Raw genomic sequence first — 21,816 nt, forward strand, 5'->3', positions numbered from 1 at the left:
AGGGCCACAAACCTTGTGGGAGCGGGCTTGCTCGCGAAGGCAGTGTGTCAGCAACGTTGATATTGACTGACACGACGCCTTCGCGAGCAAGCCCGCTCCCACAAGGTCAGGGGCTTGACCGAATGGTCTTAGCCTCTGCGGCCCTTTTCGTTCTGCCACTACCCTACCCAGCCATCAACCTGCGGGCAATGTTCAGCGGTAATCTTCCTTCAGATATCGAGCACCAACGGTTGTGCTCCCTGCGCCGGAATCGCACAGCAAATCAGCACCTGTCCGTCATCCGGCACCTCCGCTGGCGGCAGTGGGTAATGCACCTGGCCGCTGACCAAGCGCGTCTTGCAGGTGCCACAGGAGCCGCCGCGACAACTGAATTCCGGGCGCAGGCCACGGCTTTCCGCCAACTCCAGCAAACTGCCGCCCTCCGGCTGCCAGCGCGCTTCCTTGGCCGAGCGCTGGAACACCACGGGCACCGACGTGGTGGCGGCAGGTGGTTGCTCGATGACCACCGCATCGGGGTCCGGACGCCGGCGCAAGGTGGACGGGCCAAAGGTTTCGGCGTGAATCCGCGAGTCGCGAATGTCCAGCTCGCGCAAGCCGTCGTACAGCGCCTGGGTAAAACTTCCGGGGCCACAGACGACAAAGTCCGGCTGATCGTAGTCCTCGACTGTCAGCAGCTCCTTGAGCAGCGCGACGTCGATCCGTCCACTGAGGTCGAAGTCCGCGCCTTGCACCGCCTCGGCTTCCGGTTGGCTGAGCAACCGCACCACCCGCACCGCGTCACCGGCGTCTTCGAGCAAGCGATCCAGTTCGCGGCGAAACGGCTGGTCGGCCAGCGTGCGCGAACTCTGGATAAACCACGTCGGGCGGATACGGCGGGTGCGTAATCCCTGGTAAACCACCTCGCGCAGCATTGACAACAACGGCGTGATGCCTACCCCGGCCGCCAGCAACACCAATGGCCGTCGCTCATGGGGCACCACGGTGAAATGCCCTTGCGGTGCCCGCGCCTCCAACAGGTCGCCGACCCGAATCCGCTCATGCAAATGGGTAGAGACCCGCCCGTCGCGCTTCACGCTGATGCGGAAAAAATCATCAGACGGAGCGCTCGATAAACTGTACGTGCGGATGTGCACTTCACCGTCAATGTTGAAGCGCAGGGGCAAATGCTGCCCGGCCTGGAAAAGCGGTAATCCGGCTCCGTCGGCGGGCTCCAGGTAAATCGAGCGAATGCTGTGGCTTTGTTCTTCAATGCGCGTCACCCGCAACGGCCGCCATTGATCGCCCAGGGCCTTGGCCTGCAAACGCGCCGCGGCCTGCTCCCAGGTGCCAGTGAGCAAACTGGTGGGTGATACGCCGTCAAAGCGCCAGCGCAATGCCAAGGCAGCCGGGCGACGTACGACGTGTTCGATATCGATTGTCCACAGGCGCTCGGCTCCCTGGAACGCCTCGACCTGCGGGCCCTCGAGAATGATTTCGGTGCGCCCGCTGAGCTGCAGCAAATCCCCGGTATTGAAATCGATGAACAACAACCCGGCCCGGGGATTGAGCAGCAGGTTACCCAAGGTGTTGAAATGCAGATTGCCGGCAAAGTCCGGAATGGTCAGGCGATTGCCTTCCACGTGTACGAAACCGGTCTGACCGCCACGATGCGATACATCCACCGAGCGCTCGCCGTCGACCTCCACATAACTGGCAACGAAGAACGTGTCCGCCTCGGCGATCATGGCCTTGGCCGCGTCATCCAGTTCGTTGAAATGTTGCGCGACTCGCGTCGAAGGGTCGGCCAGCGGCACCGAACGAAACTGGCGCAACTGAATGTACTGCGGGCAATTGCCGAAGGACTGATCCACCGTCACCGCGAAACCGCCGGTAGTCATGGCACGCACATGTCCATTGATGCGGTTGCGACGGCGGGTATGCAACTCGATACCCAACAGGCCAATGGCCGTGCCGTCACTCAACTGCGCGGGATCATCAAAGGCAGGCAGGCTGCTGAACTGCAACAAGCCAGGTGCTGGCGAGTGTGCGAATCCCGGCTGACCTTCAAGGATGCTGGCCCAGGGATCACCGTCGGCATCTACCGCTCCGTACAACATGAACGGCAATTGCTGATAGAAGGTGCGGTGCTGGTCCGGCATCTCGCTGCGAATCACCTTACGACCGAAAACTTCCATTCGTTCGGCAACGCCTACATGCGCCTGCAATTGTTTCTCGCCGGCATGCCAGGGTGAACGGTCCATACGGCTTCTCCCTTGCGCCACTGGCGCAGGTCGGGGCGGCCCGGCAATACCGGGCCGCGAGCATCAGGCAGTTTTTTGCAGGCCGGCGACGGTGCGCGGCATGCCGACAAAACCTGGCAAGGCTTCGATACGGGCCAGCCACGCGCGAATATTGGGGTACTCGTCCAGCGACACATTGCCCTCCGGCGCATGGGCGATGTAGCTGTAAGCGGCGACGTCGGCAATCGTCGGTTCAGTGCCGACCAGATACGCTGTATCGGCCAGTTCGTGATCGATCACCTTGAGCACGGTATGGGCGTAGGCAATCACTTCTTCAGCGTTGTAAGGCGCACCAAATACAGTGATCAATCTGGCCCGGGCCGGGCCGAAGGCAATCGGGCCGGCAGCCACCGACAACCAGCGCTGGACTTTGGCCGCCCCCACCGGATCCGCCGGAAGCCAACGGCCGTTGCCGTACTTTTGCGCCAGATACACCAGAATCGCGTTGGAATCGGCCAATACCACACCCTCGTCATCAATCACCGGCACCTGACCGAATGCATTGAGCGCCAGGAACGCCGGTTGCTTGTGTTCGCCCTTGGCGAGGTCAACGAAGATCAATTCGGTCGGCAATTTCAGCAGGGACAGCATCAACTCGACACGATGCGCGTGGCCGGAACGTGGGAAGTTGTAGAGTTTGATCGCTTGCATGGTCGACACCTCGGGTCTGTGGTGCTGCTCAGGAAGATCAGCGCCGGTGGGTCGTATCTTCCACTCACAAGCAAAACAACAGAATCACCAGCAAACGCAATCAATTATTTCACTGGGTGAAATAAATCAACGCTCGAGCGCCGGATGCTCGCGCAGGATCTTGACCGCGAAATCCACAAAACTGCGCACCCGGGCCGGGGCTTTGCGCCCGCCTTGATAGAGCACGTGGATGGGTAATGGCGGCAGTTCGAAGTCAGCCAGAACAATCTCCAGTTCACCGGCAGCCACCTTGCTCGCCACTTGATAAGACAGCACCCGCGTGAACCCCAACCCCAGACTGGCTGCCGTGATGGCAGCCTGATTCGCCGTCACCACCAGTCGCGGTTCAGCCCGCACACTCAGGGTTTCGCCGTCTTCAATGAATGGCCAACTCCTGAGCTGTCCAATGGCCGATGTCGCAATGATCGGCGCCTGAGCCAGTTCCTGTGGATGTCTGGGCCGACCATGGCTGGCCAGAAACTGAGGCGAGGCGCAGATCACCCGCCGCACCTCACCGACGCGGATTGCATGCTGATTGCTGTCGGGGAGCTCGCCGATACGGATGGCCACATCGACGCCCTCCTCGACCACGCTCACCACCCGGTCTACCAGTAGCGCGTTGATGCAGACCTCGGGGAACTGCGTCAGGTAGCTCACCATCAGTGGCGTGACAAACAGCTCGCCAAACAAGACCGGTGCGGTGATGGTCAGTTGCCCACGAGGATGGATATGGCTGCCCGCTGCCGAGTCCTCCGCTTCCTGCACCTCGGCGAGAATTCTCCGACAGTCCTCCAGATATCGCTGACCGGCCTCACTCAAATACACGCTGCGCGTCGTACGCGTGAGCAGTTGTGTGCCAATACGTTGCTCCAGCGCCGCCACTGCTCGGGTGACACTGGCCGCCGACAGACCCAAACGCCGCGCCGCCGCCGAAAAACCCTGGTCCTGGGCGACGGCAGCGAAGACCTGCATTTCCTGGAAGCGGTCCATGGGCATGTCCTCATTTCAGATTGATAAATCGCAACCGAAGGCCGGGATGTTAAGCGCGGCTGCCCAACAACTAAATCAACGGGCTACTGCACTCTAGCGCCTCCACCGTAAAAACGAAGCGTGGCCCCCCCAAAGAGCGGACCCGGGATTATTGATAATTAATGAGGGTTATTTTCTTGCGACGGGTGCGACTGTCCGCAATGATCCGGCCCCGCCCGCTGAAGCGGCTAATGCCAGACCGGGAAAAAGCGCCTCTGGCTCCACTCCCCACTCGCTTGCGGCATGGGTTCGTCAGCGGACTATATCCACAGCGGCAGAATTGCAGCCTGAGTAATCAGGCGGAATATTCGTCTGCTCCTATACTACAAGCCACCCTGTTACCTATTGAGATTTAGTAGGTACCTCGTTGAATTTTCCCTACATGAAAGAAGGCGTTAGTTGTTAACGCATGGATGACGGTTTATCGATCCTGCTTTCAAGATTCACCGTAGGGAAGAGTTGAACTTCAACGGCCTGGCTAACCTGTGTGACACCGCAAGGAGTTCGACAATGTTGCGCACTAACATTTCCGCTAGAGCACTGTCCGGTGGTTTGCTCGATGTACTGATACGCGCCGGGCTGATTACGGTGCTGGTACTGTTCTGCTTCCAGATCTTCCACCCCTTCCTGAACCTCATGCTCTGGGCACTGATTCTGGCGATCACCCTGTACCCCCTGCATGCGCTGATCAAGCGCAAGCTGGTCAACAAGGACGGTCGTGCCGCCACCCTGATCGTGGTGGTCGCCCTGGCCTTGCTGATGGTGCCGATCTACCTGCTGGGCACCTCGATCAGTGAATCGGTCCAGGGCACCCTGGCGATCCTCAAGTCCGATTCGCTGCAGATTCCGCTACCCAGCGAAAAAATCGCGTCCCTGCCGCTTATTGGCCAGCCGCTCTACGACTACTGGATGCAGGCCGCCACCAACATGAGCAGCGTGTTCATGAAGTTGATGCCCTACATCAAGTCCATCGGCCTGACCTTGTTGGGCAAAATGGCCGACGTTGGTGTGGGTTTTCTGTTGTTCATCGGCGCCCTGATCATTGCCGGCGTGTTCATGGCCTATGGCGAAAACGGCGAAAGAAGCGCCCTGGCCATCGCCTCGCGTCTTTCCGGACCGGAGCGTGGCCCACGCATCACCGAGCTCTGCACCGCAACCATCCGCGCGGTAGCCCAGGGCGTGGTAGGCATCGCGTTCATTCAGATGTTGCTGGTCGGCGTGGGTTTCGTGCTCATGGGCGTTCCCGGTGCCGGGCTGCTGGCGATGGTTGCGCTGCTGATGGGGATCATGCAATTGCCGGTGCTGCTGGTGACCCTTCCGGTGATCGCTTATGTCTTCGCCACCGAAGGGACGAGCCTGGCCACTGTTGTGTTTGGCATCTATAGCCTTATCGCCGGGATGGCCGACAACGTCCTCAAACCGTTGATGCTTGGCCGCGGCGTCGATGTCCCCATGCCGGTGATTCTGATTGGCGCCCTGGGCGGCATGGTCAGTGGTGGTTTCATTGGTTTGTTCATCGGCCCGGTTGCGCTGGCGGTGGGCTACCAGCTCTTCTGGCAATGGGTCCAGGACCAACCGTCTGCCGAACTACTGAACGAAACACCAGAGATCGAGGCGTTGAACGAGACACCGCAAATCGGGACCATGAACGATCAGCGTCCCCTCTGAGGAGTTTGCGCTTGATGCCACGTCCTGCTCGCATCAGCCGGCTGCTGCTCTGTGGGACCGCCTTTCTGGGGGGCTGCGTGCAACTGGGCCCGGATTTCCAGTCGCCGGCCCAGCCTTGGGTCGATCACTGGAACAGCCCGGCCCTGGAGCTCGCCGGCCAACAACACGCGCAACCTGACAGCCGCCAATGGTGGCGCGTGTTTAACGACCCGGTGCTGGACCACTTGATGGCCGAAGCCGATGCCCACAACCCCGACCTGCACGTCGCTGGCCTGCGGGTCATGGAGTCGAGAGCGCAATTGGGCATCGCCCTGAGTGGACGCTACCCGCAATTGCAGCAGGCCAGCGCCGATAGCCTGTACCTGAAGCGTCGACAATCGGGCGGTGCCAACCCACAGGACACGCATTTCTGGCAACACAGCGTCGGCTTCGATATTGGTTGGGAACTGGATTTCTGGGGTCGTTTCAGCCGAGCCATCGAGTCAGCCGACGCTTCCTGGTTTGCCGCCCAGGCCAACTATGAAAATGCCCTGGTGCTGTTGCATGCGCAGCTGGCGCAAAACTACTACGCCTTGCGCACCGCCGAAGCACGCCTGGCCATCGCCCGCAGTAACGCCGCCTTGCAAAAACGCAGCTACGAGATCACCGAGCGCCTGTTCAAAAGCGGGGCCGAGGCTGAACTCGACCTGCAACAGGCCAAGACCCAGTACCTGGGCACCCTGAGTACCATCCCGGATTTCGAGAGCCAGGTGGCGAGCTTGCGAAATGCATTGTCCACGCTGATCGGCCAACCACCCGGCTCCATCCCTGACCTGGATCGCTACACCGGGGTGGTGCCATTGCTCGATACGGCTGTGCTGCAGGATGTACCTGCGAATCTGCTGGTGCGGCGTCCCGATGTTCGTGCGGCCGAGCTGCAAGTGGCGGCGCAGTCGGCGTTGATCGGTGTGGCCGAGACCGACTTGTACCCCTCCATCAGCCTGCTGGGCAGCATCGTCTGGTCTGCCAGCTCGCTCAACGGTGCATCCAATACCCTCGACATGGTGGCCGGCCCCAGCCTGCGCTGGGACATCTTCGACCATGGCCGGATCACCAACAACGTCCGCGTGCAGGATGCGCGCTTGCAGCAGTTGATCGTTATCTACCAGGACAGCGTACGCCAGGCTGCACGCGAGGCTGACGATGCCGCGACCGGTTTGATCAAGGCGCTGGAGCGCGACCGGATCCTCAGCGATGCATCGGTGGCCGCCGAACGTTCGGTGACCCTGGCCAATGCCCAGTACCGCGAAGGCTATTCGGATTTCCAGCGTGTGCTGGATGCACAGCGCGCCCTGTTTGCCCAGCAGGATATCTACCTGGTCAACCGTGGCACTGCCGTCAACAGCCTGATCGCCTTGTACAAGGCGCTGGGCGGTGGCTGGTACAGCGACCAGCCGATGATCGACCCGGCCACCCGCCAACAGATGCAACAACGGACCGATTGGGGCGACCTGCTCGACGAACCGAAGGAAAATGCCCATGACTGACAGCCCACAACCGGCCGCCGAGAACACCTCGGCACCCGCCGCCGACCCGGCCAGAAAAGCCATCAACTGGGTAGTACTGCTGATCATCCTGAGCCTGGTCTGGTACCTGATGGCCGACCGTTACACGCCCTACACTCAACAGGCACGGGTGCAGGCCTTCATTGTGCCGGTGGCGGCCGAGGTATCCGGCCGGGTGACCAAGGTGCACGTACGCAACAACCAGGACGTCAAGGCTGGCGAATTGCTGTTTGAAGTCAATCCGGAGCAGTACCAGATTGCCGTCGATCGCGCCCGCGCCGACCTTGAGTCGACCCGTCGCCAGGTGGGCGCCAACACGGCTGGCGTCGACTCCAAGCTGGCATCCCTGCGCGCGTCCCAGGCCAATGAGCTCAAGGCTCGCCAGGATAGCCAGCGGCTGGAGCGGCTGTATCGCGAAGACCCGGGCACCATCTCGCTGCGCCGCCTCGAGATCTCCCGCGCCACTCTGGAAGAGTCCATCAGCCAGGTCGCCGCGGCCAAGGCCGAAGTGCAACGTGCGCGGGAACAACAGGGCGGCAACGAAGACGAAAACGCCCAGTTGCTCAGCGCCGCCAGCAACCTCGAAAAAGCCGAGCTGGATTTGAGCAACACGAAGGTCCATGCACGTTCGGCCGGCCTGATCACCGATCTACGCACCGACGTCGGCCAATTCGCTGCCGCCGGTGCGCCGGTGATGACCCTGATCGCCATCCACGACGTGTGGATCAGCGCCGACATGACCGAAAACAACCTGGGAAGTGTCCAGCCTGGGACGCCGGTGTCCATTGTCCTCGATGCCCTGCCAGGGAAAATCTACAAAGGCCATGTGCGCAGCGTCGGCTATGGCGTCGACATCGGCCAGACCACCCAGCCGGGCAGCCTGCCGAAAGTGGAGAACAGTCGCGACTGGCTCCGCCCGGCCCAGCGCTTCCCGGTCATCATCGAGTTCGAACCCGGTGAGTTGACCGGTCCACAAGGCATCCGCTCCGGCGGACAGGCCGAAGTCATGGCCTTCCCAAGCGAGGGCAACCCGCTGAATATTCTAGGGCGCGTGTTTCTGCGCCTGATGAGCTGGATGTCCTATGCGTATTGAGCGCCCGGCCCGGGTTCAGCGCGCGCTGCGCCTGGGCTTCGGTACGGCGCTGTGCCTGGCGGCGAGCTTCGGTCTGGCCCTGCCCATCCCGTTCCTCGCGCCGATGCTGGCTCTGATGATGCTGGCGGCGATGAACCGTCCGTTGCCGTTCAAGGCCAGCCTGGGTCTGATCCTGATCCTGATGTTGACCACCGGGACCGGCCTGCTGCTGATCCCCCTACTGCGTTACTACCCGTTCAGTGGCGTGTTGCTGGTCGGACTGTGCCTGTTCATGGCTTTCGGTTACGGCCTGCGTGGTGGCAACCCGCTGGTGGCGACGTTCCTGGTGGTGGGCCTGACCTTGATCAGTGCCGCCGGAACCGCTGAATTCGCCCTGGCGCTCGAGGTGATCGTGGCCCTGGTCAAGGGACTGTTCCTGGCCGTCATGACACTGACCATCAGCCATTGGCTGTTTCCCGACCCCGCCAGCGCACCACCGGCCAAGCCCGGCCCGAACCTTACGCCCACCGAAAGCAGTTGGCTGGCGCTACGGGCCACGCTGGTGGTGCTGCCGACGTTCCTGCTGGCCATGATCGACCCGGCCAGCTATCTGCCGATCATCATGAAAGCCGTCAGCCTCGGCCAACAGAGCTGCGCAACCAGCGCCCGCAACGCCGGCCAGGAATTACTCGGCTCGACCCTGCTCGGCGGCCTGATGGCGATCCTTTTCTGGTGCGCGCTGAGCCTGTTCGTGAATCTGTGGATGTTTTTTCTGTGGATGCTGCTGTTCGGTTTACTGGCGGCCAGAAAACTCTACGGCCTGGCCCAAACCCGACAACCACCAAGTTTCTGGCTCAACAGCCTGGCAACCCTGATCATTCTGCTCGGCCAATCGGTACAGGACAGCGCAGCGGGCAAGGACGTCTACACCGCCTTCGCCATCCGCATGGGGCTGTTCATTCTGGTGACTTTGTATGCCTGTTTGATGGTGTATTTGCTCGACACGCGGCGGCAACGGCGAATTACGCTCTCCTAGAAACGAAAAAACCCCTGAAAAGGGGTTTTTTCGTTGTGGATAACTTATTCCACAGTAACCGACTTCGCCAGGTTGCGCGGCTGGTCGACGTCGGTGCCTTTGAGCACGGCGACGTAGTACGACAACAGCTGCAGCGGGATGGTGTAGAGGATCGGCGACAGGATGTCGTGGATGTGCGGCATGTGCACCACGTGGGTGCCTTCACCGTTGGTCATGCCGGCCTTCTCGTCAGCGAAGACGATCAACTGGCCACCGCGGGCGCGGACTTCCTGGAGGTTGGACTTCAACTTCTCCAGCAGCTCGTTGTTCGGCGCCACGGTCACCACGGGCATGTCGTTATCCACAAGCGCCAACGGGCCGTGTTTCAGCTCGCCGGCCGGGTAGGCTTCGGCGTGGATGTAGGAGATTTCCTTGAGCTTGAGTGCGCCTTCCATCGCTACCGGGAACTGCGCGCCGCGACCGAGGAACAGCGTGTGGTTTTTCTCGGCGAACAGCTCGGAGATTTTTTCCACAGTGCTGTCCATGGCCAGCGCCTCGCCCAGGCGGGTTGGCAAACGACGCAGTTCTTCGACCAGGGTCGCTTCTACGTCTTTGGCCAAGGTGCCACGAACCTGGCCCAGGGAAAGCGTCAGCAACAACAAGCCGACCAATTGCGTGGTGAAGGCTTTGGTCGAGGCGACACCGATTTCGCGGCCGGCCTGGGTCAACAGGGTCAGGTCGGACTCACGCACCAGCGAGCTGATGCCGACGTTGCAGATCGCCAGGCTGGCGAGGAAGCCCAGCTCCTTGGCGTTGCGCAGCGCGGCCAGGGTGTCGGCGGTTTCGCCGGACTGGGAAATGGTCACGAACAAGGTGTCCGGCTGCACCACCACCTTGCGGTAGCGGAATTCGCTGGCGACTTCGACCTGGCAAGGAATGCCGGCCAGCTCTTCAAGCCAGTAACGCGCGACCATGCCGGCGTGGTAACTGGTGCCGCACGCGACGATCTGTACGTTGCGCACTTTGGCAAACAGCTCGGCCGCCTGTGGACCGAATGCCTGTACCAGTACCTGGTTCTGGCTCAGGCGACCTTCCAGGGTGCGCTGCACCACGGACGGTTGCTCGTGGATTTCCTTGAGCATGAAGTGGCGGAACTCGCCCTTTTCAGCGGCTTCGGCACCGTCGCGATATTGCACGGCTTCGCGCTCGACAGCCTTGCCGTCAACGTCCCAGATCTGCACGCTGTCGCGGCGGATTTCGGCGATATCGCCTTCTTCCAGGTACATGAAGCGGTCAGTGACCTGACGCAGGGCCAACTGGTCGGAGGCCAGGAAGTTTTCCCCAAGGCCCAGGCCGATCACCAGCGGGCTGCCGCTGCGGGCCGCGACCAGACGATCAGGTTGCTTGGCGCTGATCACTGCCAGGCCGTAAGCACCGTGCAGTTCTTTGACAGTTGCCTTGAGGGCCACGGTCAGGTCGCTCAGATCCTTGAGTTTGTGGTTCAGCAGGTGGGCGATGACTTCGGTATCGGTGTCCGAGGTGAACACATAACCCAGGGCTTTCAGTTGCTCACGCAGGGCTTCGTGGTTTTCGATGATGCCGTTGTGCACTACCGCCAGGTCACCGGAGAAATGCGGGTGGGCATTGCGCTCGCACGGGGCACCGTGGGTAGCCCAGCGGGTGTGGGCGATGCCCAGGCGACCGACCAGCGGCTCGGTGGTCAATGCCTGCTCCAGCTCACTGACCTTGCCCGGGCGACGCAGACGCTCGAGTTTTTCATCGTTGGTGTAGACCGCCACGCCAGCGCTGTCATACCCACGGTATTCGAGGCGTTTCAGGCCTTCGACGAGGATGGCGGTGATGTTACGTTCTGCGACTGCGCCGACAATTCCACACATGCTATTTCTCCTGACTGACAGCCGCGCATATCAAATTGATGCCGCGGGCCTGAATCTGAGCGCGAGCCTCAAGCGGCAGGCGTTCATCGGTAATAAGGGTATGGACGCTGCTCCAGGGCAGCTCCAGGTTGGGAATCTTGCGGCCGATCTTGTCGGCCTCCACCATCACGACGACTTCACGGGCGACTTCGGCCATGACCCGGCTCAGTCCGAGCAGTTCGTTGAAGGTGGTTGTACCGCGAACCAGATCGATGCCATCGGCACCGATAAACAGCTGGTCGAAGTCGTAGGAGCGTAGTACCTGCTCGGCAACCTGCCCCTGGAAGGACTCGGAGTGCGGGTCCCAGGTGCCACCGGTCATCAACAGCACCGGTTCGTGCTCAAGTTCGCTCAAGGCATTGGCAACATGCAGCGAGTTGGTCATCACCACCAGGCCGGGTTGTTGGCCGAGTTCCGGGATCATGGAGGCGGTGGTACTGCCACTGTCGATAATGATGCGCGCATGCTCGCGAATCCGCGCGACGGCGGCACGGGCGATGGCTTGTTTGTACTTGGAGACCGGCTGACCAAGGTCGGCCACCAGTTCCTGAGGCATGGTGATCGCCCCGCCGTAACGACGCAGCAACAGACCATGGCTTTCAAGTGCCGCCAGATCCTTGCGAATCGTAACTTCCGACGTTTCGAAGCGCTTGGCCAACTCATCCACACTGACTTCGCCCTGCTCAGTGAGCAAGGCGAGGATGTTGTGACGGCGTTGAGGCGTGTTGCGCTTCGACATGACTTGGTAAGTTTCGATTCGAAAGATAACGGAAGCAATCAAAACCTATCGGCGAAATTTCGTCAAGCGCGGAGTGATGAAAAGACCTGTGGATAACTTGTAGGAGCGAGCTTGCTCGCGATGGGCGTGAACGATAAAGCATTCTTTCTGGAAAAATGCGCCGCTCTTGAAATCATCGCGAGCAAGCTCGCTCCTACAAGGAGGGTTGTGGATAACTCAGCCCTTCTTGACCTTCTCCGGCCGCTTCCAGCCATCGATGTTCTTCTGGCGAGCACGCCCGATGGCCAGCTGTGATTTATCCACAGTCGAAGTAATGGTCGAGCCGGCCGCCGTGGTCGCACCGTCGAGGATATCCACAGGCGCCACCAACGAGTTGTTGGAACCGATGAACACATCTTCGCCCAACACGGTTTTCCACTTGTTGACGCCGTCGTAGTTGCAGGTGATGGTGCCGGCACCAATATTGGTGCGCGCGCCCACTTCGGCATCGCCCAGATAAGTCAGGTGACCGGCCTTGGCGCCTTCGCCCAGGTGCGCGTTTTTCAACTCGACGAAGTTACCCACATGCGCGCGGGCTTCCAGCACGGTGCCTGGACGCAGACGAGCGAACGGGCCGGCGTCGCTGCTTTCACCCAGGATGGCACCTTCGATATGGCTGTTGGCCTTGATGACCACGCCTTTGCGCAGGGTGCTGTCCTTGATCACGCAGTTCGGGCCGATCACCACGTCGTCTTCGATGACCACCTTACCTTCGAGGATCACGTTGATGTCGATCAGCACGTCGCGGCCAACCGTGACTTCACCGCGAATGTCGAAACGAGCCGGGTCACGCAGCGTCACACCTTGAGCCATCAAACGACGACCGGCGCGCAATTGATAATGCCGTTCCAGTTCGGAAAGCTGCTTGCGATCGTTGGCGCCCTGCACTTCCATGGCGTCGTGCGGTTGCTCGGTGGCCACCACCAGACCATCGCTCACGGCCATGGCAATGATGTCAGTCAGGTAGTACTCGCCCTGGGCGTTGTTATTGGAGAGACGGCTCATCCAGTCGCCAAGACGGGCAAAAGGCAGCGCCAGAATGCCGGTATTGCCTTCGGTGATTTTGCGCTCGGCTTCATTGGCATCTTTCTGCTCGACAATGGCCGTGACCTTGCCCTGCACATCACGAACAATGCGGCCGTAACCGGTCGGGTCATCCAGCTCTACGGTCAGCAAGCCCAATTGCTCTGGCCCCACCTGCTTGAGCAGACGTTGCAGGGTATCGACTTCGATCAACGGCACATCGCCATAAAGCACCAGCACGGTGTCGGACTGAATGAACGGCACGGCTTGAGCAACGGCGTGACCGGTACCCAGCTGCTTATCCTGCAGGACGAAGTTCAGATCATCCGCCGCCAGACGTTCACGCACGGCATCGGCGCCGTGGCCGATCACCACGTGAATGCGCTGTGGATCAAGTTGCCGGGCGCTGTGGATAACATGGCCGAGCATGGAGTTGCCGGCAATCGGGTGCAAAACTTTCGGCAAAGCTGAACGCATGCGCGTGCCTTGGCCAGCAGCGAGAATAACGATTTCAAGTGACATGACTGGCTACCAATCCTGGGTGGTCAGCGGCTGCGACCAGGTTGTAAAAATCGGAAAAGAAAAAAGGGTAGCCGAGGCTACCCTTTTTAATCAATCGCACAACAAGCGCAACCTTAGTGGCCGAACTTCTTGCGGATCTGCTGGACGGTGCGCAGCTGAGCTGCAGCCTCGGCCAGACGTGCGGCAGCAGAACCGTAATCGAATTCAGCGCCACGTTCATGCAAGGCCTTCTCGGCAGCCTTAACGGCTTCCTGAGCGGAGGCTTCATCCAGATCGGCAGCACGTTGCACGGTGTCGGCAAGTACCTTGACCATGTTCGGCTGAACCTCGAGGAAACCACCGGAGATGTAATACACCTCCTCTTCCCCGCCCTGCTTGACCAGGCGGATCGGACCTGGCTTCAGATTAGTGATCAGCGGCGCGTGACCCAGGGCGATACCAAGATCACCCAGTGCACCGTGCGCAATCACCATCTCGACCAGACCGGAAAAGATTTCCCCTTCCGCGCTGACGATATCGCAATGGACTGTCATAGCCATCTGATTGCCTCAACCTAAATTAGCGCCCGTTGCCGGGCGCCGGGATTACAGTTTCTTGGCTTTCTCGATCGCTTCTTCGATGCCGCCAACCATGTAGAACGCTTGTTCTGGCAGGTGGTCGTAGTCACCGTTGAGGATGCCTTTGAAGCCAGCAATGGTGTCTTTCAGGGAAACGTATTTACCCGATGCACCGGTGAAGACTTCAGCCACGAAGAACGGCTGCGACAAGAAGCGCTGGATCTTACGAGCACGGTTTACCAACTGCTTGTCGGCTTCCGACAGCTCGTCCATACCCAGGATCGCAATGATGTCCTTCAGTTCTTTGTAACGCTGCAACACGTACTGAACACCGCGAGCGGTTTCGTAGTGGTCGTTGCCGATCACGTTCGGGTCCAACTGACGCGAAGTCGAGTCCAGTGGGTCTACCGCCGGGTAGATACCCAGGGAAGCGATGTCACGGGACAGAACGACGGTGGCGTCCAAGTGGGCGAAGGTGGTCGCTGGCGACGGGTCGGTCAAGTCGTCCGCTGGTACGTATACCGCCTGGATCGAAGTAATCGAACCTTGCTTGGTCGAAGTGATGCGCTCTTGCAGCACGCCCATCTCTTCAGCCAGGGTCGGCTGGTAACCTACTGCCGAAGGCATACGGCCCAGCAGTGCGGATACTTCAGTACCGGCCAGGGTGTAACGATAGATGTTGTCGACGAACAGCAGAACGTCGTTACCTTCGTCACGGAACTTCTCGGCCATGGTCAGGCCGGTCAGAGCTACGCGCAGACGGTTTCCCGGCGGCTCGTTCATCTGACCGTAAACCAGTGCCACTTTGTCCAGAACGTTGGAGTCCTTCATCTCGTGGTAGAAGTCGTTACCCTCACGAGTACGCTCACCCACACCGGCGAACACGGAATAACCGCTGTGCTCGATGGCGATGTTACGGATCAGTTCCATCATGTTTACGGTCTTGCCTACACCGGCACCACCGAACAGACCGACTTTACCGCCCTTGGCGAACGGGCAAACCAGGTCGATAACCTTGATGCCTGTTTCCAGCAGTTCGTTGCCACCGGCTTGTTCAGCGAAGGTTGGCGCAGGACGGTGAATGCCCCAACGCTCTTCTTCGCCGATCGGGCCAGCTTCGTCGATCGGGTTGCCCAGTACGTCCATGATCCGGCCCAGGGTCGCTTTACCGACCGGTACGGAGATGGCTGCGCCAGTGTTGTTGACGTCCAGACCGCGCTTCAAGCCTTCGGTGGAGCCCATCGCAATGGTACGAACCACGCCGTCGCCCAGCTGCTGCTGAACTTCCAGAGTGGTTTCGGCGCCTTGAACTTTCAAGGCGTCGTAGATGCTCGGTACGCTGTCGCGTGGGAATTCCACGTCGATAACGGCGCCGATGATTTGAACGATACGTCCGCTACTCATAGCTGGATCCTCTGAATATTTGAACCGTTAAACCGCGGCAGCGCCGCCGACGATTTCCGAGATCTCTTGGGTGATCGCAGCCTGACGCGCCTTGTTGTAGACCAGCTGCAAATCGCTGATCAAATCACCGGCGTTGTCGGTAGCGTTCTTCATCGCGATCATCCGCGCAGCTTGTTCAGCCGCGTTGTTCTCGACCACCGCCTGGTAGACCTGCGACTCCACGTAACGGACCATCAAGCCGTCGAGCAGCTCCTTGGCATCCGGTTCGTAGAGATAGTCCCAGTGGTGCTTGAGTTCTTGATCCGGGGTTGCCACCAGTGGAATCAACTGCTCCACGGTAGGCTGTTGCGTCATGGTGTTGATGAACTTGTTGGATACCACGGACAGGCGGTCAATACGGCCGTCCAGGTAGGCATCCAGCATCACCTTGACGCTGCCGATCAGATCATTGATCGACGGCTCTTCACCCAGGTGGCTGATAGCTGCAACGACGTTACCGCCGAAGTTGCGGAAGAAAGCCGCACCCTTGCTACCAACTACACACAGATCGATCTCGACGCCGTTTTCGCGGTTTACCGCCATGTCCTTGACCAAAGCCTTGAACAGGTTGGTGTTCAAGCCACCACACAGACCACGGTCACTGCTCACTACGACATAACCGACACGCTTTACTTCACGGTCGATCATGAACGGGTGGCGATATTCCGGGTTAGCGTTGGCCAGATGGCCAATAACCTGGCGGATGCGCTCCGCATAAGGACGGCTAGCAGCCATGCGCATTTGTGCCTTGCGCATTTTGCTGACCGCCACTTTTTCCATGGCGCTGGTAATCTTTTGCGTGCTTTTGATGCTCGCAATCTTACTGCGAATCTCTTTTGCGCCTGCCATGTAACACCTATCAGGTTAGCAAGCGGGAGCCGCTAGGCTCCCGCTGCGGCTTACCAGGTTTGGGTGGCCTTGAACTTCTCGATACCGGCTTTCAGGCCGCCATCGATTTCGTCATTGAAGTCACCCTTCACGTTGATCTTCGCCATCAAGTCGGCGTGATCGCGGTTGAAGTAAGCAATCAGCGCTTGTTCGAAGCTGCCGATCTTGGCGATTTCAACGTCGGTCAGGAACCCACGCTCAGCGGCATACAGCGACAGCGACATGTCGGCGATCGACATTGGCGCGTATTGCTTCTGCTTCATCAGCTCGGTAACGCGCTGACCATGCTCAAGTTGCTTACGGGTCGCTTCGTCCAGGTCAGAAGCGAACTGGGCGAATGCCGCCAGTTCACGGTACTGAGCCAGAGCGGTACGGATACCACCGGACAGCTTCTTGATGATCTTGGTCTGAGCGGCACCACCCACACGGGATACCGAAACACCGGCGTTCACTGCAGGGCGGATGCCCGAGTTGAACATGGCCGATTCCAGGAAGATCTGACCGTCGGTGATGGAAATCACGTTGGTCGGAACGAACGCGGAAACGTCGCCAGCCTGGGTTTCGATGATCGGCAGTGCGGTCAGGGAACCGGTTTTGCCGGTCACTGCGCCGTTGGTGAACTTCTCTACGTACTCTTCCGAAACGCGGGATGCGCGCTCCAGCAGACGGGAGTGGAGATAGAACACGTCGCCTGGGTAAGCTTCACGGCCTGGTGGACGGCGCAGCAGCAGGGAAATCTGGCGGTAAGCCACTGCTTGCTTGGACAGATCGTCATAAACGATCAGCGCGTCTTCACCGCGGTCGCGGAAGTATTCGCCCATGGTGCAACCGGAGTACGGAGCCAGGAACTGCAGTGCTGCAGATTCCGAAGCGCTCGCTGCAACGATGATAGTGTTAGCCAGTGCACCGTTTTCTTCCAGCTTGCGAACAACGTTGGCGATGGTCGATTGTTTCTGACCGATCGCTACGTAGACGCAGAAAATGCCGCTGTCTTTCTGGTTGATGATCGCGTCGATCGCCAGAGCGGTTTTACCGATCTGACGGTCACCGATGATCAGCTCACGCTGGCCACGGCCGACAGGGATCATGGCATCGACAGCCTTGTAGCCAGTCTGTACAGGCTGGTCTACCGACTTACGCCAGATCACGCCTGGAGCAACTTTCTCGACCGCGTCGGTCTCGGTGTTGTTCAGCGGACCTTTGCCGTCAACTGGGTTACCCAGTGCGTCGACTACGCGACCCAGCAGTTCCTTACCAACCGGAACTTCCAGGATGCGGCCAGTGCACTTGGCGCTCATGCCTTCAGCCAGAGTCTGGTATGCGCCCAATACAACGGCACCTACAGAGTCTTGCTCCAGGTTGAGGGCCATACCGAAGACGCCGCCCGGAAACTCGATCATCTCGCCGTACATTACGTCGGCCAGACCGTGAATCCGCACGATGCCGTCAGATACGCTGACGACAGTGCCTTCGTTACGGGCTTGGGAGGTCACATCGAGCTTGTCGATGCGGCCCTTGATAATTTCACTTATTTCGGAAGGATTGAGTTGCTGCATTGCTCTGCTGCCCCTTCAAACTCAAGATTTCAATGCTTCGGCAAGTTTCGCGATTTTGCCGCGAATCGAGCCATCGATAACCAGGTCGCCGGCGCGGATGACAACACCCCCAATAAGGGATGAATCTTCCTCGACTTGCAGGCGCACTTCCCGGTTGAGTCGTGCACTGAGAACCTTGGCGAGTTTGTCTTGCTGTTCTTGGTTCAATGCGAAGGCACTGGTCACTTCAACGTCTACCGATTTCTCTTGTTCGGCCTTGTACAGGTCGAACAGAGCGGCGATCTCCGGCAACAGCGGGAGACGGTCGTTTTCGGCAACGACGTGAATGAAGTTCTGTGCCTTTACATCAAACTTGTCGCCGCACACGTCAATGAACGTGGCGGCCTTTTCTGCGCTCGTCAGTCGCGGGGCCTTGAGCACGCGCTGCATGGTGTCGTCTTGCGACACCGCTGCTGCCAGGCCGAGCATGGCTGACCAATTGGCCAGTTGCTGGTGGGCCTGAGCGTGCTCGAAGGCCGCCTTAGCGTAAGGTCGGGCCAACGTGGTCAGTTCTGCCATGATCGCCCTCGCTTAGATTTCAGCAGCCAGTTGGTTAACCAGCTCTGCGTGCGCGTTTTGATCGATTGCTTTGCCCAGGATCTTCGAAGCACCGCCAACGGCCAGGCTACCCACTTGGGCGCGCAGCGCGTCTTTGACGCTGTTCAGTTCCTGTTCGATCTCGGCCTGAGCCTGAGCCTTCACACGGTCAGCTTCGACGCGAGCCTGTTCACGGGCTTCGTCGACAATCTGGGTACCGCGTTTCTTGGCTTGCTCGATGATTTCAGCTGCCTGAGCTTTCGCTTCGCGCAGTTGCTGACCCGCTTTTTCTTGGGCCAACTCCAGGTCGCGAGCTGCTCGGCTGGCAGCGTCCAGACCATCAGCGATCTTCTTTTGACGTTCGTGCAGAGCCGTGATGACCGGAGGCCATACGAACTTCATGCAGAACAGTACAAAAATCAGGAACGCAACGGACTGGCCAATCAGGGTCGCATTAATGTTCACGCCAACACCTCGCAGTTACGTTGTCCATCACACCAAATTACCCGAAAGATCCGAGTAATTAGCCAGCGATCTGACCAACGAACGGGTTCGCAAAGGTGAAGAACAGAGCGATACCAACACCGATCATGGTTACGGCGTCGAGCAGACCGGCAACGATGAACATTTTAACTTGCAGCATTGGAACCATTTCTGGCTGACGCGCTGCGCCTTCCAGGAACTTGCCGCCCAGCAGGCCGAAACCAATTGCGGTACCCAGTGCGCCCAGGCCGATCAACAGTGCAACAGCGATAGCGGTTAGACCAACTACAGTTTCCATCTTTCCTCCCGACTTTTACGTCGTATGGTTTAGGTTTTTTTAATTTAAAGCGGTAAAACAAATCGTTTCAGAGGCCCCGTGAAGAGCCCCTTCCCGTTTGACCGGGAAGGACATCAGACTAGTCGAGACTGGTCTTAATGGTTTTCTTCGTGCGCCATCGACAGGTAGACGATGGTCAACATCATGAAGATGAACGCCTGCAGGGTGATGATCAGGATGTGGAACACAGCCCACGCCCACTGCAGAACGACGCCCAGGCCGCTGAGCCAGAGCAGACCGCTGCCGAACATAACAGCAATCAGGATGAAGACCAGTTCGCCGGCATACATGTTGCCGAACAGACGCAGAGCCAGAGAGATCGGCTTGGCGATCAGGGTCACGAATTCCAGCAGGAAGTTCACCGGGATCAGCAGGGCCTGAACGAAGATGTTCTTGCTGCCGAAAGGGTGCAGGGTCAGCTCGCCGATGAAACCGCCGAGGCCCTTGACCTTGATGCTGTAGAAGATGATCAGTGCGAAAACCGAGAACGCCATGCCCAGGGTCGCGTTCGGGTCGGTAGTCGACACGGCACGGAACGGGATATGCGCATCGCCGGAGATCAGGATGGCCAGTTGAGGAATCCAGTCGACCGGTACCAGGTCGACGGCGTTCATCAGGAACACCCAGACGAAGATGGTCAGTGCCAGCGGTGCAATCACCGGGCTACGGCCATGGAAGCTGTCTTTCACGCTGCCATCGACGAATTCGACCAGTACTTCAACGAAGTTCTGCAAAGCACCAGGCTGACCCGAGGTCGCTTTCTTTGCCGCCATGCGGAAAAGAAGAACGAAGATCAGACCCAATGCGACCGACCAGCCGAGTGTATCGACGTGGAAAGCCCAGAAGCCCATTTCCTTGGCTTCTGCTGCGGTGTGGGCAAAGCCCCAGCCGCCGGTAGGGTGCTGACCGAAGGTCAGGTTCTGCAAGTGGTGCTGGATATAGCCCGAAGCGGTTGTTTCTGCCATGGTTGCCTCAAACGCCCTAAGGTCTCGAAAGTCTTGTTCTCATCAGCAGGGGAGCGAACCAGCTGACTGACTGAGTCAGCACGAAGACACCGAATACTGCAATCGGCGCCAATGGCTTCACACCTGCAAACACCAGTGCAAACAGCACTGCCGTCAAAATCAGTTTGCCTGCCTCGCCGGCATAAAAAGACCGGACGATGGACTGGGCTGCTCGGGCGCCGGAAAACCGAAATGCCCTGTGAGCGAAATAAACATTGGGCAGCAAGGCTATCAGGCCTCCGCAAAGTCCCGAGTACCCGGCAACGACTCCCCGCCATTGCCAGAGCGCCAAAGCAGCAATGAGCAAAACGACAAATTGAGCCATTAACACCGGAAAAACTGCCAGGCGATGGAAGGGCAAGCGGTTTGGCGTGCGGGTTTCCATCACTTTTACTCTCCAATGGTCGGCTGCCAGAATTCAATAACTTGGCATAATTTGTGCCGACAAAATGCGCGCAGAGTATAGGGGCGGTTCTGCCCCTATTCAACTGTCAGGTAGTGATTTCCGACTGCGCGCTACATGAGGAAATGTTTCAGCGTATATGAGCAAGTACGCCTTGAAGCTCATCCAGGGAGTTGTAGCCAATCACCAACTGCCCTTTACCCTTCTTGCCGTGGCGGATCTGCACCGCAGAGCCTAGGCGCTCGGCCAGGCGCTGTTCGAGGCGAGCGATATCCGGGTCCGTTTTTTGGGGTTCCACAGGCTCCGGTTTGCCACTCAACCACTGGCGAACCAGTGCCTCAGTCTGGCGCACGGTCAGCCCGCGTGCGACAACATGTCGCGCCCCTTCAACCTGTTGATTTTCCGGTAAACCGAGCAAAGCACGGGCATGACCCATTTCCAGGTCGCCGTGGGACAGCATGGTCTTGATGACTTCCGGCAAGGAAATCAGGCGCAACAGGTTGGCCACGGTCACCCGGGACTTGCCCACAGCCTCGGCCACCTGTTGCTGGGTCAGCTGGAACTCCTGCTGCAAACGCTGCAGGGCCACCGCCTCTTCAATCGGGTTCAGGTCTTCGCGCTGGATGTTCTCGATCAGGGCGATGGCGATCGCGGTTTCATCGGGTACATCGCGAACCATCGCCGGGATGGTTTCCTGCCCCGCCTGCTGGCTGGCACGCCAGCGACGTTCGCCAGCAATGATTTCAAAACGACCGCTGCCGATCGGGCGAACCACGATGGGCTGCATGACACCCTGGGCCCTGATCGACTGCGCCAGTTCTTCCAGCGCCTGCGGGTCCATGTCACGACGCGGCTGGTATTTGCCGCGCTGGAGCAGATCCAGGGGAAGGTGTTGCAGCTCACGCTGATCGGCTTGCGCCGCTTGTTCTTCCAGCGAGCTGACAGTCGGACCACTCAACAGAGCATCCAGTCCACGTCCGAGACCTCGTTTCTTGACGGCCATGGGGATTCC

20 protein-coding genes are annotated in these 21,816 nt (G+C 59.3%); 4 read left to right on the forward strand and 16 right to left on the reverse strand.

Annotated elements, in window-relative coordinates; translation table 11 throughout:
• Positions 1-209 precede the first annotated feature (209 nt).
• The 3 genes from ACXX83_RS24570 to ACXX83_RS24580 all read right to left on the reverse strand — a co-directional run bounded on the left by ACXX83_RS24570 (position 210) and on the right by ACXX83_RS24580 (position 3,959).
• On the reverse strand, positions 210-2,240 hold the full coding sequence (locus tag ACXX83_RS24570) for a pyridoxamine 5'-phosphate oxidase family protein (protein WP_458549811.1): 2,031 nt from the start codon (positions 2,238-2,240) through the stop codon (positions 210-212).
• Between the two features lie 63 nt (positions 2,241-2,303).
• Positions 2,304-2,930, reverse strand: coding sequence for a glutathione S-transferase family protein (locus ACXX83_RS24575; RefSeq protein ID WP_015097435.1), 627 nt, complete (start codon positions 2,928-2,930; stop codon positions 2,304-2,306).
• Positions 2,931-3,056: 126 nt separating this feature from the next.
• A complete protein-coding gene (locus ACXX83_RS24580) occupies positions 3,057-3,959 on the reverse strand; it encodes a LysR family transcriptional regulator (protein ID WP_217836752.1) in 903 nt (300 codons plus the stop codon).
• Between the two features lie 549 nt (positions 3,960-4,508).
• Between ACXX83_RS24580 and ACXX83_RS24585 the strand changes: the two genes are divergently transcribed.
• Genes ACXX83_RS24585 through ACXX83_RS24600 form a run of 4 tightly spaced genes read left to right on the forward strand, consistent with a single transcriptional unit; the run spans position 4,509 to position 9,318 of the window.
• Positions 4,509-5,666 carry an AI-2E family transporter gene (locus tag ACXX83_RS24585; RefSeq protein WP_458549812.1) on the forward strand — a complete coding sequence of 386 codons (1,158 nt, stop codon included), beginning with the start codon at positions 4,509-4,511 and terminating at the stop codon, positions 5,664-5,666.
• Positions 5,667-5,680: 14 nt separating this feature from the next.
• On the forward strand, positions 5,681-7,192 hold the full coding sequence (locus ACXX83_RS24590; protein ID WP_458549813.1) for an efflux transporter outer membrane subunit: 1,512 nt from the start codon (positions 5,681-5,683) through the stop codon (positions 7,190-7,192).
• Positions 7,185-8,303: an HlyD family secretion protein gene (locus ACXX83_RS24595; RefSeq protein ID WP_458549814.1), complete on the forward strand. Its 1,119-nt coding sequence runs from the start codon at positions 7,185-7,187 to the stop codon at positions 8,301-8,303. Before ACXX83_RS24590 ends, ACXX83_RS24595 begins: the two co-directional genes overlap by 8 nt.
• Entirely contained in the window at positions 8,293-9,318 is a 1,026-nt protein-coding gene (locus ACXX83_RS24600) for a DUF2955 domain-containing protein (RefSeq protein ID WP_458549815.1), read from the forward strand. The genes ACXX83_RS24595 and ACXX83_RS24600 overlap by 11 nt, the downstream gene beginning before the upstream one ends.
• A gap of 44 nt (positions 9,319-9,362) precedes the next feature.
• On the opposite strand, the gene glmS is transcribed toward ACXX83_RS24600, so the two are convergent.
• The 13 genes from glmS to ACXX83_RS24665 all read right to left on the reverse strand — a co-directional run bounded on the left by glmS (position 9,363) and on the right by ACXX83_RS24665 (position 21,807).
• A complete protein-coding gene (gene glmS / locus ACXX83_RS24605; RefSeq protein WP_015097441.1) occupies positions 9,363-11,195 on the reverse strand; it encodes a glutamine--fructose-6-phosphate transaminase (isomerizing) in 1,833 nt (610 codons plus the stop codon).
• Between the two features lies 1 nt (position 11,196).
• Positions 11,197-11,973 carry a DeoR family transcriptional regulator gene (locus ACXX83_RS24610; protein WP_458549816.1) on the reverse strand — a complete coding sequence of 259 codons (777 nt, stop codon included), beginning with the start codon at positions 11,971-11,973 and terminating at the stop codon, positions 11,197-11,199.
• A gap of 216 nt (positions 11,974-12,189) precedes the next feature.
• Entirely contained in the window at positions 12,190-13,557 is a 1,368-nt protein-coding gene (glmU, locus tag ACXX83_RS24615) for a bifunctional UDP-N-acetylglucosamine diphosphorylase/glucosamine-1-phosphate N-acetyltransferase GlmU (RefSeq protein WP_095964408.1), read from the reverse strand.
• 113 nt (positions 13,558-13,670) lie between these two features.
• Positions 13,671-14,096 (reverse strand): F0F1 ATP synthase subunit epsilon, encoded by a 426-nt coding sequence (locus ACXX83_RS24620; RefSeq protein ID WP_007969909.1) that lies wholly within the window; start codon positions 14,094-14,096, stop codon positions 13,671-13,673.
• Between the two features lie 45 nt (positions 14,097-14,141).
• Positions 14,142-15,518: a F0F1 ATP synthase subunit beta gene (atpD, locus tag ACXX83_RS24625; RefSeq protein ID WP_007969907.1), complete on the reverse strand. Its 1,377-nt coding sequence runs from the start codon at positions 15,516-15,518 to the stop codon at positions 14,142-14,144.
• A 27-nt stretch (positions 15,519-15,545) separates the two neighbouring features.
• The gene (gene atpG, locus ACXX83_RS24630) at positions 15,546-16,406 is read right to left on the reverse strand and encodes a F0F1 ATP synthase subunit gamma (RefSeq protein ID WP_007934344.1); all 861 of its coding nucleotides are present in this window, start codon (positions 16,404-16,406) and stop codon (positions 15,546-15,548) included.
• 50 nt (positions 16,407-16,456) lie between these two features.
• Positions 16,457-18,001 carry a F0F1 ATP synthase subunit alpha gene (gene atpA / locus ACXX83_RS24635; protein ID WP_007969905.1) on the reverse strand — a complete coding sequence of 515 codons (1,545 nt, stop codon included), beginning with the start codon at positions 17,999-18,001 and terminating at the stop codon, positions 16,457-16,459.
• Between the two features lie 21 nt (positions 18,002-18,022).
• The gene (locus tag ACXX83_RS24640; protein WP_007969904.1) at positions 18,023-18,559 is read right to left on the reverse strand and encodes a F0F1 ATP synthase subunit delta; all 537 of its coding nucleotides are present in this window, start codon (positions 18,557-18,559) and stop codon (positions 18,023-18,025) included.
• A gap of 12 nt (positions 18,560-18,571) precedes the next feature.
• Positions 18,572-19,042, reverse strand: coding sequence for a F0F1 ATP synthase subunit B (locus ACXX83_RS24645; protein ID WP_007969903.1), 471 nt, complete (start codon positions 19,040-19,042; stop codon positions 18,572-18,574).
• A gap of 58 nt (positions 19,043-19,100) precedes the next feature.
• Positions 19,101-19,358, reverse strand: a complete 258-nt coding sequence (atpE, locus tag ACXX83_RS24650; RefSeq protein WP_003097235.1) for a F0F1 ATP synthase subunit C — start codon at positions 19,356-19,358, stop codon at positions 19,101-19,103.
• 134 nt (positions 19,359-19,492) lie between these two features.
• Complete coding sequence (gene atpB, locus ACXX83_RS24655) at positions 19,493-20,362, reverse strand: F0F1 ATP synthase subunit A (protein WP_015097443.1); 870 nt, start codon at positions 20,360-20,362, stop codon at positions 19,493-19,495.
• 16 nt (positions 20,363-20,378) lie between these two features.
• Positions 20,379-20,786, reverse strand: coding sequence for a F0F1 ATP synthase subunit I (locus ACXX83_RS24660; protein WP_007969901.1), 408 nt, complete (start codon positions 20,784-20,786; stop codon positions 20,379-20,381).
• Between the two features lie 148 nt (positions 20,787-20,934).
• Positions 20,935-21,807: a ParB/RepB/Spo0J family partition protein gene (locus tag ACXX83_RS24665; RefSeq protein ID WP_095964409.1), complete on the reverse strand. Its 873-nt coding sequence runs from the start codon at positions 21,805-21,807 to the stop codon at positions 20,935-20,937.
• Positions 21,808-21,816 lie beyond the last annotated feature (9 nt).

It is taken from the genome of Pseudomonas sp. GNP012 (assembly GCF_054343835.1).

Excerpts from the sequence above, each read along its gene's own strand:
- ACXX83_RS24665 (WP_095964409.1), bottom strand. The coding sequence starts at position 21,807 with ATGGCCGTCAAGAAACGAGGTCTCGGACGTGGACTGGATGCTCTGTTG.
- ACXX83_RS24600 (WP_458549815.1), top strand. The coding sequence starts at position 8,293 with ATGCGTATTGAGCGCCCGGCCCGGGTTCAGCGCGCGCTGCGCCTGGGC.
- ACXX83_RS24590 (WP_458549813.1), top strand. The coding sequence starts at position 5,681 with ATGCCACGTCCTGCTCGCATCAGCCGGCTGCTGCTCTGTGGGACCGCC.
- ACXX83_RS24620 (WP_007969909.1), bottom strand. The coding sequence starts at position 14,096 with ATGGCTATGACAGTCCATTGCGATATCGTCAGCGCGGAAGGGGAAATC.
- ACXX83_RS24660 (WP_007969901.1), bottom strand. The coding sequence starts at position 20,786 with ATGGAAACCCGCACGCCAAACCGCTTGCCCTTCCATCGCCTGGCAGTT.
- atpA (WP_007969905.1), bottom strand. The coding sequence starts at position 18,001 with ATGCAGCAACTCAATCCTTCCGAAATAAGTGAAATTATCAAGGGCCGC.
- ACXX83_RS24595 (WP_458549814.1), top strand. The coding sequence starts at position 7,185 with ATGACTGACAGCCCACAACCGGCCGCCGAGAACACCTCGGCACCCGCC.
- atpG (WP_007934344.1), bottom strand. The coding sequence starts at position 16,406 with ATGGCAGGCGCAAAAGAGATTCGCAGTAAGATTGCGAGCATCAAAAGC.
- glmU (WP_095964408.1), bottom strand. The coding sequence starts at position 13,557 with ATGTCACTTGAAATCGTTATTCTCGCTGCTGGCCAAGGCACGCGCATG.
- ACXX83_RS24640 (WP_007969904.1), bottom strand. The coding sequence starts at position 18,559 with ATGGCAGAACTGACCACGTTGGCCCGACCTTACGCTAAGGCGGCCTTC.
- ACXX83_RS24610 (WP_458549816.1), bottom strand. The coding sequence starts at position 11,973 with ATGTCGAAGCGCAACACGCCTCAACGCCGTCACAACATCCTCGCCTTG.
- ACXX83_RS24570 (WP_458549811.1), bottom strand. The coding sequence starts at position 2,240 with ATGGACCGTTCACCCTGGCATGCCGGCGAGAAACAATTGCAGGCGCAT.
- atpB (WP_015097443.1), bottom strand. The coding sequence starts at position 20,362 with ATGGCAGAAACAACCGCTTCGGGCTATATCCAGCACCACTTGCAGAAC.
- ACXX83_RS24585 (WP_458549812.1), top strand. The coding sequence starts at position 4,509 with ATGTTGCGCACTAACATTTCCGCTAGAGCACTGTCCGGTGGTTTGCTC.
- ACXX83_RS24580 (WP_217836752.1), bottom strand. The coding sequence starts at position 3,959 with ATGGACCGCTTCCAGGAAATGCAGGTCTTCGCTGCCGTCGCCCAGGAC.
- atpD (WP_007969907.1), bottom strand. The coding sequence starts at position 15,518 with ATGAGTAGCGGACGTATCGTTCAAATCATCGGCGCCGTTATCGACGTG.
- ACXX83_RS24575 (WP_015097435.1), bottom strand. The coding sequence starts at position 2,930 with ATGCAAGCGATCAAACTCTACAACTTCCCACGTTCCGGCCACGCGCAT.
- atpE (WP_003097235.1), bottom strand. The coding sequence starts at position 19,358 with ATGGAAACTGTAGTTGGTCTAACCGCTATCGCTGTTGCACTGTTGATC.
- glmS (WP_015097441.1), bottom strand. The coding sequence starts at position 11,195 with ATGTGTGGAATTGTCGGCGCAGTCGCAGAACGTAACATCACCGCCATC.